At 69.9% G+C, this 11371-nt stretch carries 8 protein-coding genes; 2 read left to right on the top strand and 6 right to left on the bottom strand.

Annotated features, from left to right (window positions below; translation table 11 throughout):
- Nucleotides 1-168: 168 nt before the first annotated feature.
- A complete protein-coding gene (locus ABT147_RS03680) occupies nucleotides 169-1803 on the bottom strand; it encodes a stealth family protein (RefSeq protein ID WP_351402395.1) in 1635 nt (544 codons plus the stop codon).
- Nucleotides 1804-2182: 379 nt separating this feature from the next.
- Here ABT147_RS03680 and ABT147_RS03675 point away from each other — a divergent pair, with 379 nt between their 5' ends.
- Nucleotides 2183-3280 (top strand): LCP family protein, encoded by a 1098-nt coding sequence (locus ABT147_RS03675; RefSeq protein ID WP_351402393.1) that lies wholly within the window; start codon nucleotides 2183-2185, stop codon nucleotides 3278-3280.
- Nucleotides 3281-3544: 264 nt separating this feature from the next.
- Here ABT147_RS03675 and ABT147_RS03670 read toward each other — a convergent pair whose 3' ends face one another.
- On the bottom strand, nucleotides 3545-4660 hold the full coding sequence (locus tag ABT147_RS03670; protein ID WP_351402391.1) for a PLL family lectin: 1116 nt from the start codon (nucleotides 4658-4660) through the stop codon (nucleotides 3545-3547).
- 143 nt (nucleotides 4661-4803) lie between these two features.
- Here ABT147_RS03670 and ABT147_RS03665 point away from each other — a divergent pair, with 143 nt between their 5' ends.
- Nucleotides 4804-5178: an NTP pyrophosphohydrolase gene (locus ABT147_RS03665; RefSeq protein WP_351402388.1), complete on the top strand. Its 375-nt coding sequence runs from the start codon at nucleotides 4804-4806 to the stop codon at nucleotides 5176-5178.
- Between the two features lie 115 nt (nucleotides 5179-5293).
- On the opposite strand, the gene ABT147_RS03660 is transcribed toward ABT147_RS03665, so the two are convergent.
- The 4 genes from ABT147_RS03660 to ABT147_RS03645 form a co-directional block, all read right to left on the bottom strand.
- A complete protein-coding gene (locus ABT147_RS03660) occupies nucleotides 5294-6817 on the bottom strand; it encodes an amino acid permease (RefSeq protein WP_351402386.1) in 1524 nt (507 codons plus the stop codon).
- Between the two features lie 185 nt (nucleotides 6818-7002).
- Entirely contained in the window at nucleotides 7003-8922 is a 1920-nt protein-coding gene (gene dxs, locus ABT147_RS03655) for a 1-deoxy-D-xylulose-5-phosphate synthase (protein WP_351402384.1), read from the bottom strand.
- Between the two features lie 301 nt (nucleotides 8923-9223).
- On the bottom strand, nucleotides 9224-10555 hold the full coding sequence (locus ABT147_RS03650) for a sugar ABC transporter permease (RefSeq protein ID WP_351402382.1): 1332 nt from the start codon (nucleotides 10553-10555) through the stop codon (nucleotides 9224-9226).
- Nucleotides 10552-11343 carry an ATP-binding cassette domain-containing protein gene (locus tag ABT147_RS03645; protein ID WP_351402379.1) on the bottom strand — a complete coding sequence of 264 codons (792 nt, stop codon included), beginning with the start codon at nucleotides 11341-11343 and terminating at the stop codon, nucleotides 10552-10554. The genes ABT147_RS03650 and ABT147_RS03645 overlap by 4 nt, the downstream gene beginning before the upstream one ends.
- Between the last annotated feature and the right edge of the window lie 28 nt (nucleotides 11344-11371).

Here is an 11371-nt window from a genome sequence, read left to right as displayed (position 1 = left end):
TCCGTTTCGCCGTTCGTAGGGACTTCGCCGTTCGTAGGGGCTTCGCCGTTCGTGGGGACTTCGTCGCTCGCAGGGGCTTCATCGCTTGCCGGGGCTTCGTCACTTGTAGGGGCCATGCATCGGGTGGGAGGTCCGCTCGTCGTTCGAGCCGCCCCCGTGGGGGACGGTTCATCGCTCGTAGGGGCTCGGCGTGGGGAAGTACGAGGTGAGGAATCCGTCGAGGAGTTCCTGCTGGGCCTCGATGTCCTCGGGGGTGGAGAAGGCGTCGTTGAGGCAGAAGGTGTCCTGGTTCCTGCCGTCGAGCAGCCGGGCCAGCCGGTCCGCGAGGTCGGGGACGGCCAGCTGCAGATAGGTGAAGGGCATCGAGCCGGGCTGGGCCCGCCCGGTGAGCGCCGCGTAGTAGAGCGCGAACGACGAGGTCGGCGACAGATCCGTCATCGCCCGGAACCGGCTGGCCGACGTACGCGCCCAGGCCTCGGGGAAGTCCCGCTCGGCCTCGTCCATCGCCGAGCGGCGCAGGGCGTACGGGATGTGCTCCATCGGCTGGGTGATCACCTTGCCGAAACGTTCCTTCAGGAGCGCGCGGTTGTTCTTGCAGGCCGCGTCGACCGGGGTGTCGGTCTCGGTGACCGGGCCCTGCGGGATGCGGTTGCGGGAGGGGAAGTAGCGGGCGGTGCCCGACGGCGTGAAGAAGGCGTGCGGGGCGACCGGGCGGCCCATGAACATGTCGTCGTTGAAGTACAGGAAGTGCTCGGCGAGGCCCTCGATGTGGTGCAGCTGGCTCTCGATCGAGTGCGAGTTGAAGGTCGGCAGGTCCGCCGGGTCGCGGAAGATCTCGCGGTGGCTCGCGATCCGCAGACCGGGCAGGTCCTCGCGCAGCCAGGCCGGGACCTGGTCGTCGGTGACGATGTAGATGTTGCGGATCCAGGGCGCGAACAGATGCAGGGACCGGACCGAGTAGCGCAGTTCGTCGCGGCTGATGAAGCGCGCGTCGCTCGCCGACTCGGCGTGGTACGCCTCACCCTTGGCCCGCGCCTTGCGCCGCTGCCAGGCGGGGTCGTTCCCGTCGACCCAGGTGTAGACGGCGTCGACGGGGAAGTCGATGTCGTCCGCGCAGTTGACCAGGAACTCCGGGCGGGTGGCGAGCGCCGGCGCGAGGTGCCGCGGGGTCCAGTCCGACACGAAGCGGCTGAACAGCCGGGCGGCGCCGTACACGTTCACCCCGTTCGCGACGACGGCCCAGGTGGCGCGGTTGGCGCGGGGCGCGACGAGGTGGTCGCCGTGCGGCTGCCAGAACTCGACGGCGCAACCGTACTCATGGCCGAGCAGCAGATGCCGGCCGGGATCGGTGCGGTACCAGCTGACCTGGACGACCCGTGCCGTGGAGACACCGCGCCAGGCCTTCGGGTCGCGCGAGGAGACGGGGCGGGCGGGCCGGGGCGCGTCCGGATCGATCACGCTCAGGTGGCCCGGGTACTGGCCGAGGCCCCGGAAGACCGCGCCGAGCACCCGCTCACGGTCCCGCTCGGCGACGGCGACGACCGTGCCGTGGTCCGAGGTGCCGCGCACGGCGAAGTACGGGACACCGGCCGCGTCGAGCAGGGAGGTGAGCGCGCCGCGGTTGGCCTCGCGGGCCGCCAGCGGGGTCAGGCCGGGCTCGACGTACACATCGCCGCGCTCGGCGGCGACCGCGGGGTTCGGCGTCTGGCCGGAAGTCTGCGGTGGAGTTGCGGCGGAGGCTCGTCGGGCATGGCTGAAATCACCCGTCGCCCGTTGGACTCCGGGCTCGGAAACGGTTGTCACGCCTACTGCCCCTCAGCCCCCGTCGGCCACCCGTCTTCGCACCCGGGGGTACGAAACGTGACCACTTGCACACCGACGACGCTGTCGGATTCATTCACATAAAAACTTTAACCTTGCACAGGTCTGGCACATCATCACGACCAAATCAGCCAACTGTCAACAGCAGGCAAAAATAACAGAAAACACACAGCAACCGGCATCGTGACCGAACTCTCGGTAACGGGCAGGTGAACGGTGGGCCACCCGACCCGCCCTGACGGTCGGTTTATAGTTCGGACTCGTCGCGATATGTCGAACATTCGTGTGCCTGTGTCGCCAGAGTCGCCAGGGCCGGCATCGATCGCTTCAAGCCACCCATCGAGAGAGGACACCGAGGCGCATGACGCACGCCCCGACGGAGCCGGACCGGACCCCGAGATCCAGGCGTGCGCCATCGAGTCGCCGGGCCAAGCCGCAGCGCGGGCGCCGGGTGTGGCGCTGGGTCGCGCTCGGTCTCGCCGTCCTCGTCCTGGCGGCCGGCGGCACCGGCTACTGGCTCTACAGCGACCTGAACGGCAACATCGACGGCCTCGACCTCGACCGGGCGATCGGCGACGACCGCCCCGAGAAGCTGCCGACCTCGGGCCAGAACATCCTGGTCCTGGGCTCCGACTCACGCTCCGGGAAGAACGCCGACCTCGGCACGGGCGACGTCGCGGGCGCCCGCTCCGACACCGCGCTGGTGATGCACATACCCGAGGGCCGCAGCGAGGCCGTCGCGGTCAGCATCCCCCGCGACACCCTGGTGACCCGGCCCGAGTGCGCCAAGACGGACGGCTCCACGCTCGCCTCCGCGAAGCGTGTGATGTTCAACTCGGTCTACTCGCTGGCCGGTCCCGCCTGTGTGGTGAAGACCGTGGAGCAGATGTCCGGCATCCGCATGGACCACTTCATGGAGATCGACTTCGCCGGCTTCAAGGGGCTCGTCGACGCGATAGGCGGCGTCACGGTCACCGTCGACGAGGCCATCGAGGACAAGTCCAGCGGCCTCGACCTGGCGGCGGGCACCCACCGGCTCGACGGCACCCAGTCCCTCGCCTTCGTCCGCACCCGGCACGGCGTCGGCGACGGCAGCGACCTCGGCCGCATCGGCCTCCAGCAGCAGTTCATGATCGCCCTGCTGAGCGAGATCAAGAAGCAGGACCTCCTGGGCAGCCCCACCAAGGCCTACAAGATCGCCGACAGCCTCACCGAGTCCCTCACCACCGACTCCGAACTCGACTCCCTCACCGCCCTCTCCGACTTCGCCCGCAGCATGAACGGCGTCGACCCCGCCACCATGGACACGATCATGCTCCCGGTCGCATACGACAAAACCGACCCCAACCGCGTCGTACCGGCGGAACCCCAGGCGACGACCCTGTGGAAGGCGCTGCGGGAAGACAAGACGATCCCGGAATCGGCAAAGAAGTCGCCGGCGACGGGGCAGCGGGCCTGAAGAGCATGACGGGGCAACGGCGCTCAACGACATGGGGCGCGGCCCCTGCTTCTCAGGCGACGGGGCGGCGGGCTTGAGAAGCACGGGGCGCAGCCCCTGCTCTTCAGCGACGGGGCAGCGGGCCTGAGAAGCATGACGGGGCAACGGCCCTGAAAGACATGGGGCGCAGCCCCTGCTCTTCAGGGGCGCGGGGAACTGCGCGAGCAACCACGAACAACCCGCACCCGCCGAATCACCCACCCCGGCAGACGAACAGGCGCACCGTCACACAAGAACAGACGGCGCCAAACCCAACCCACCCTCATCCCGCTGCACAGCAACCCTCAGCGCCCCATCCACCCCGAGCACCCCCAACACAACCCGCCCATACGCGTCCCGAGCCAGCGCAGGCACCCCCCGCTCCCCCGTGGGCGCCCACCACACCCCGGCCTGCTCGTTCTCCGTCCCGCACGCCGCCAGCACGACCTGCCCCTCGACGTCCCGATGGGCCAGCACCACACAGTCGTACCCGTCCAGCGGCGCCCGCAGCACCGCGACCGGCCCCTCCGCCGGCGCCCCGCCCAGCGGAACCACCCACCCACCGGGCCGGTGCGCGACGACACCCCCGGTCGCCGGGTCGGTCCAGTAGTACGTCACCCGGTCGGGCCCGGTCTCCAGCCCCACCGCACTACCCCGCAGCACCGAGAGCGGAATGGTCGGCGCCTGCTCGAACGCGCCGTCGGGCTTCTCCTGGGTCCAGCGCATGATGAGGCCCTGGCCCCCGGCCATCACCTCGACCCGCCCCGAGGCGTGCGCGACCACGGCCACCGGATCCTGCACCCCGCTGCCCTTGAGGTCGGTCCACGGGCTCCACTTGCCGCCGGCCAGCTCCCGGCGCAGCATGACGCCGCCGCCCGCGTTGCGCACGAGGACATGGACGTTGCCGCCGGCGCTCACGGCCCCGGCCGGTATCCCGAAGCGGGCCGCCTTCGCCGCGTCCTTGTGCGGATTGCCCAGCGAACGCCATTCGGTGACCGGCCGCCCGGTCTGGTACTGGATGGCGTGCACGATGTCCACGGTGGCAGGACCGTCGCCCTTGGCCGTCTCCCGCCGCCCGAGGAAGTGCACATAGGTGTCCGCGCCCTGCACGACGTGGAGGTCGGTCAGCCCGGCCACGGGGAAGAGTTCCGGGCCGGTCCACTCGGTGCCGCCGGGCCGGGTCTGCGTCCAGCGCAGCAGCCCCGTGCGCGCGCGGGCGTACGCGGTGAGCCTGCCGTCCTTGCCGAGGACGAGCCAGGAACCGGTGAGGGTGGCCTCGGCCCTGTGCCGCCCGCCCCCGCCGTTCGCCGAGATGTCGGCCGCCGCCCCCTGGGCAGCGGCGCGCCCGGATCTGGTCCGCATGACGTGACCTGCCCTTTCGATGACGCTCGGCGCGGCTCTCGGCCGCCTTCTCGCTCAGGAACGCGGAAGGCCGAGCGGTCCCCATCATAGGATGAACGTTTCACCAACCTCATATGACGGCCGGGCGTGCGACCCTGTCCCCCATGGACGCCCCCCTGCTCGTGATCGTCGACGCCGCCAACGTCATCGGCTCCGTCCCCGACGGCTGGTGGCGCGACCGACGCGGCGCGGCGGAACGCCTGCGCGACCGGCTCGCGCGGGACGGGGTCCCCGGCCGGGACGAGCCCGTCGAGCTGGTCATGGTCGTCGAGGGCGCGGCCCGGGGAGTGGAACCGGTGCCGGGCGTACGGGTCGAGGCGGCGCCCCGCAGCGGTGACGACCGCATCGTGGAACTGGTCGCCGAGGAGGCCCGCGACCGCCCCTGCCTCGTCGTCACCGCGGACCGCGAACTACGGCGCAGGGTGGGCGAGTTGGGCGCCGATGTGACGGGGCCCCGGGCGGTGCGCGGGGAGTCCTGAACGGTCGCCCCTGGAGGGGCGCGTCACCCCCCGCAACACAACGGTCCGGCCCCGCACGTCCCGCCGGAAGCGGAACACACGGGGCCGGAGTGCCGGCCAACGGGAACCCGCCGGACTACGGAGCGCCGTTCTGCGGCGGCCTCCCGCCGACCTCGCCCGCGGTGGCCTCCTCGCGCCCCAGCCGACTGTGCGAGCGGCCGTACGCGAAGTAGACGACGAAGCCGAGGGCCATCCAGCCGGCGAAGCGGAGCCAGGTCTCGGCGGGCAGGTTGAGCATCAGCCACAGCGAGGCGCACACCGACAGGATCGGGATGAACGGCACCCACGGGGTGCGGAACGCCCGGTGCAGATCGGGGCGCGACTTGCGGAGGATGATGACGCCGATCGCGACGACCACGAACGCGAACAGCGTGCCGATGTTCACCAGCTCGGCCAGCTCGCTCAGCGGGGTGAAGCCCGCGAGGATCGCGATGACCACACCGAGCAGGATGGTCGGCCGGTGCGGGGTCTTGAACCGGGGGTGGACGCGGGAGAAGAAGCGCGGCAGCAGTCCGTCGCGGCTCATCGCGAAGAACACCCGGGTCTGGCCCAGCAGCAGGATCATGCACACGGTCGTCAGGCCGACGGCGGCGCCGAAGCTGATGAAGCCCGCGAACCACGGATGCCCGGTGGCCTTGAAGGCGTCGGCGAGCGGCGCGGTGATCGACAGCTCGCTGTAGTGCTGCATACCGGTCACCACGATCGACACCGCCACGTACAGCGCGGTGCAGATGACGAGGGAGCCGATGATGCCCCGGGGCATGTCCCGCTGCGGGTTCCTGGTCTCCTCGGCGGCCGTGGCGACGACGTCGAAGCCGATGAACGCGAAGAAGACGACGGAGGCGGCCGTGAAGATGCCCATCACCCCGAAGTTGGAGGGCGCCCAGCCGAACATCAGCTGGATCAGCGGGGACTGGAGGCTGTCGCCCGCCGGCACCGCCTGCGCCTTCGGCACGAACGGGTCGTAGTTGTCGCCCACGATGAAGAAGGCACCCGCGATGATCACGGTCATGACGACCGTCACCTTGATGGCGACGACGACCGAGGTGACCCGCGCGGAGAGCTTCGTGCCGAGCACGAGGATGACGGTGAGCACCAGGACGAGCGCGGCGGCGAGGATGTCGAACCCGAAGCCGTCCGCCCCGTCTCTGGTGCTGAGCGCCGCCGGCAGCTCCCAGCCGGCGTTGGCCAGCAGCGAATGGATGTAGCCGGACCAGCCGACGGCCACCACCGCCGTCCCCAGCGCGAACTCCAGGACGAGGTCCCAGCCGATGATCCAGGCGGGCAGTTCGCCGAGTGAGGCGTACGAGAAGGTGTACGCGGACCCGGCGACCGGGACCGTGGACGCGAACTCCGCGTAGCAGAGGGCGGCGAGGGCGCAGACGACGCCGGCCACGACGAAGGCGAGGGCCACGGCGGGACCGGCGTTGTTCTTGGCCACCGTGCCGGTGAGGACGAAGATGCCGGTGCCGATGATGACACCGACGCCGAAGACCGTCAGATCCAGTGCGGACAAGGATTTCTTGAGCGCGTGCTCTGGTTCCTCGGTATCGAGGATGGACTGCTCGACCTTCTTCGTCCGGAAGAGTGTGCTGCTCACAGGCGTACCTCCCACGCTTGTCGTCCTCGACATGATCGAGAGGGGGCGATGGGGGTCCCCCCGGGTCGAGCGAAGCCGAGAGCTGGGGGAGCGTATGCCCCGGCGCGGGGGGTTTCACGCGAATGGGCCGGTATCACCACCGTAAAGGATGGTGAGACCGGCCCGAACAGCCCAACCGGACAGGGTCAGTCGCGGGCGGACTCCACCTCGGCGGCGGTGTCGCCGAACCGGCCGTCGATCTTGGAGACCAGTCCGGTGACCTGGCGGGCGATGTCGGGCGCGGTGAGCCCGATCTCGGCCAGGACCTCGGCGCGGGTGGCGTGGTCGAGGAAGCGCGGCGGGATGCCGAAGTCGCGCAGCGGGATGTCGACGCCGGCGTCGCGAAGCGCCTGGGCGACGGCCGAGCCGACACCGCCGACGCGGGAGTTGTCCTCGACGGTGACGACCACACGGTGCTGGTCCGCGAGCGGCGCCATGTGCTCGTCGACCGGCTTGACCCAGCGGGGGTCGACGACGGTCGTGGTGATGCCCTGCTTGTCGAGCAGGTCGGCGATCTCCAGGCACATCGGCGCGAGGGCGCCGACGGAGACGAGGAGCACGTCCGGGGTGTCGGTGCCGGGCTCGCGCAGTACGTCCATGCCGCCGACGCGGCGCAGGGCGGGTACGGCGGGGCCGACGGCGCCCTTGGAGAAGCGGACGACGGTCGGCGCGTCCGTGACGTCGACGGCCTCGCGCAGCTGGGCGCGGACCTGGTCGGCGTCACGCGGCGCGGCGAGCCTGAGCCCCGGGACGACCTGGAGGATCGACATGTCCCACATGCCGTTGTGCGAGGCGCCGTCGGTGCCGGTGACACCGGCCCGGTCCAGGACGAACGTCACCCCGCACTTGTGGAGGGCGACATCCATCAGCACCTGGTCGAAGGCACGGTTGAGGAAGGTGGCGTACACGGCGAAGACCGGGTGCAGTCCGCCGGTGGCGAGGCCCGCCGCGGACACGGCGCCGTGCTGCTCGGCGATGCCGACGTCGTACACCCGCTCGGGGAAGGCCTTGGCGAACTTGTCGAGCCCGACCGGCTGGAGCATGGCCGCCGTGATGGCGACGATGTCCTCGCGCTCCTTGCCGAGCTTGACCATCTCCTCGCCGAAGACGGAGGTCCAGTCGGCGCCGGAGGAGGCGATCGGCAGGCCCGTGTCCGGGTGGATCTTGCCGACGGCGTGGAAGCGGTCCGCCTCGTCCTGGAGGGCGGGCTGGTAGCCGCGGCCCTTCTCGGTGAGGCAGTGCACGATGACCGGCCCGCCGAAGCGCTTGGCGCGGGACAGCGCGGACTCCAGGGCCTCGATGTCGTGCCCGTCGATCGGGCCGACGTACTTCAGGCCCAGGTCCTCGAACATGCCCTGCGGGGCGATGAAGTCCTTCAGCCCCTTCTTGGCGCCGTGCAGCGTCTCGTAGAGCGGCCGGCCCACGACGGGCGTACGCTCCAGCAGGTCCTTGCCCCGGGCGAGGAACCGCTCGTAGCCGTCGGTGGTCCGCAGGGTGGCCAGGTGGTTGGCGAGGCCGCCGATGGTCGGCGCGTACGAGCGCTCGTTGTCGTTGACGACGATGACCAGCGGGCGGTCCTTGGCGTCGGCGATGTTGTTCAGCGCCTCCCAGGCCATACCGCCGGTGAGCGCGCCGTCGCCGATGACGGCGACCACGTGGTCGTCGCGTTTCAGCACCTGGTTGGCCTTGGCGAGGCCGTCGGCCCAGCCCAGCACCGTGGAGGCGTGGCTGTTCTCGATGACGTCGTGCTCGGACTCGGCCTGCGAGGGGTAGCCGGACAGGCCGCCCTTCATCTTCAGCTTGGAGAAGTCCTGACGACCGGTGAGCAGCTTGTGGACGTAGGACTGGTGGCCCGTGTCCCACAGCACCTTGTCCTTCGGCGAGTCGAAGACCCGGTGCAGGGCGATGGTGAGCTCCACCACGCCGAGGTTCGGGCCGAGATGACCGCCGGTCTTCGACACCGCCTCGACGAGGAAGGTCCGGATCTCCTCCGCCAGCTGGTCCAACTCCTCCAGGCTGAGCCGGTCCAGATCGCGCGGTCCCCTGATGCGGGTCAGCAGCGGCACCCGTGCCTCCTTGCGATAGTGCTGTTCGAGCGTTACCGGGCTCGTCGAAGTCTAATCTTCCGCGCACACGCCCGACCGCCGGGCGGTCGACTCCCACGTCACACAAACGGCCGTAAACCATCCTGCGCAGACGTACCCGTACGAAACGTCCGACAACAAACAGAAGTGCCCGGCGTCAGAATCGACACCGAGCACTTGTTCGCCAAGGCGACTGCAGCACCCTGCTTTTAGGGGCGCGGGGAACTGCGCGACCAGCCACGACGGACCGGCACCCGCGGAACGACCCGCACCCCGATGACGCCTAGGCGCGGCCGGCGGCCTTCTGGCTCCGCCGCGAGACGGAGTCGATGACGACCGCGCCCAGCAGCACCGCACCCGTGATCATGTACTGGATGGACTGGTTCATGTTCAGCAGGTTGAGGCCGGTCTGGATCGACTGGATCACCAGCATGCCCAGCAGCGCCGACCACACCGAACCGCGCCCGCCGAAGAGGCTGGTACCGCCGATGACCGCCGCGGCGATCGCGAGCATCAGCGTGTTGCCGCCACCCGCGGACAGCGTCGCGCTCGCGGTCTGACCGGCGAAGAACATACCGCCGATCGCCGCGAAGCCACCGGAGATGGCGAACACGGAGATCCGGACCATCGGCACGTTGATACCGGCACGGCGGGCCGCCTCGATGCCACCGCCGACCGCGAACACCTTGCGGCCGTAGGTCGTACGACGCAGCACGAAGTCCACGATCACCAGCGCCGCGAGGAAGATCACCAGCGAGTTGGAGACACCGGACGCGTTGTTGAGCACGGCGGCGGCGGCGAAGGCCGCGACCGCGAGCGCGCCGACCCGCAGCAGGATCTCGCTGGTCGGCCGGAACGGCACGTTCGCGGCCCGGCGGCGGCGCTGCTCACCGAGGTTGCCGACGAGGGAGAGCACCACGGCGAGACCGGCCAGGAGGTACGCGCCGATGATGGCCTGGTCCATGAAGAAGGAGCTCTGGCCGAGCAGACGGACCGGACCCGTCTCGGACGGGAGGTTGATCGTGCCGCTCTCACCGAGCAGCCACAGCATCACACCGTTCCAGCCGAGGAAGCCGGCCAGGGTGACGACGAACGCGGGTACACCGATCTTGGCGAAGAACCAGCCGTGCAGCGCACCGATGGCGAGACCGGTGAGGATCGCGAGGCCCAGCGACAGCCAGGAGTTCATCCCCTGGTTCACCGCGAGCACGGCGAACAGGGTGGAGGCCAGCCCGCTGACCGAGCCCACGGACAGGTCGATCTCGCCGAGCAGCAGCACGAACACCAGGCCGATGGCGAGCATGCCGGTGGCCGAGAGGAAGTAGCTGATGTTGGAGAGGTTGTCGGCGCTCAGGAAGCGGTCGTTCTGCAGCTGGAAGATCGTCCAGATGACGATCAGGCCGATGACCACCGGCAGCGAGCCCAGCTCGCCGCCCTTCACCTTGCGCTTGAACTCGGTGACGTAGCCCTTGAGGCCCTCGTCGCGGACCAGCAGGCGCGGGTCGACGACGGTGACCGGCGCGGCCGTGGGGTCGTCGGCGGGAGCGACCGTGGTCTGACCCTCCACGGCCCCCGGAGCGGAATCGCTCTTCACGGTCTTGGACGTGTCGCTCACTTTGCCGCCTCCGTGGTGCGCCGCCCCGCGCGACGGGTCACGGCGTTGTCCGTGGCACCCGTGATCGCGGCGATGATCTCTTCGTGGCTGGTGTCCTTCACGGAGAAGGAACCGTTGTTCTTGCCCAGACGCAGGACGGCGACGGTGTCCGCGACCGCCTTGACATCGGCCATGTTGTGGCTGATGAGGATGACGGCGAGGTCGCGCTCGCGCAGCCGCTCGACCAGGTCGAGGACCTGCGCGGTCTGCTCGACACCGAGGGCGGCGGTCGGCTCGTCCAGGATGACGAGCTTGGGGTCGCCGATGAGGGCGCGGGCGATGGCGACGACCTGGCGCTGACCGCCGGAGAGGCTCGCGATCGGGATGCGCACGCTCGGGATGCGGATCGAGAGCGTGGACAGCAACTCGCGGGAGTTCTTCTCCATCGACACCTCGTCGATGACACCCCGGTGCAGCAGTTCGCGCCCGAGGTAGAGGTTGCTCACGACATCGAGGTTGTCGCAGAGCGCGAGGTCCTGGTAGACCGTCGCGACGCCGAGTCCCTGGGCGTCGTGCGGCTTGTCGATCTTGACTGGGCCGCCCTGCCACTCGATGACGCCCTCATCGATGGGGTGGACACCCGCGATCGTCTTGACCAGGGTGGACTTTCCGGCGCCGTTGTCGCCCACCAGGGCGACCACTTCTCCGGCGTGGACCTCCAGATCGACGTCGGTGAGTGCCTGCACCGCACCGAATCGCTTGGAGACTCCGCGCAACGCCAGCACGGGCGTAGCGGACACGTGAACCATCTCCTTCGCCGCCTGACCGGCGGGGATG

It is taken from the genome of Streptomyces sp. NPDC001868 (assembly GCF_040297125.1).
Classification (GTDB): domain Bacteria; phylum Actinomycetota; class Actinomycetes; order Streptomycetales; family Streptomycetaceae; genus Streptomyces.
Note: the sequence above shows the minus strand (reverse complement) of the source record. Positions and strands in the feature narration are given on the sequence as shown.

What these genes read in the sequence shown, in the direction of transcription:
- ABT147_RS03675 (WP_351402393.1), top strand. Translation starts at nt 2,183, where the DNA reads ATGACGCACGCCCCGACGGAGCCGGACCGGACCCCGAGATCCAGGCGT.
- ABT147_RS03665 (WP_351402388.1), top strand. Translation starts at nt 4,804, where the DNA reads ATGGACGCCCCCCTGCTCGTGATCGTCGACGCCGCCAACGTCATCGGC.
- ABT147_RS03645 (WP_351402379.1), bottom strand. Translation starts at nt 11,343, where the DNA reads ATGGTTCACGTGTCCGCTACGCCCGTGCTGGCGTTGCGCGGAGTCTCC.
- ABT147_RS03670 (WP_351402391.1), bottom strand. Translation starts at nt 4,660, where the DNA reads ATGCGGACCAGATCCGGGCGCGCCGCTGCCCAGGGGGCGGCGGCCGAC.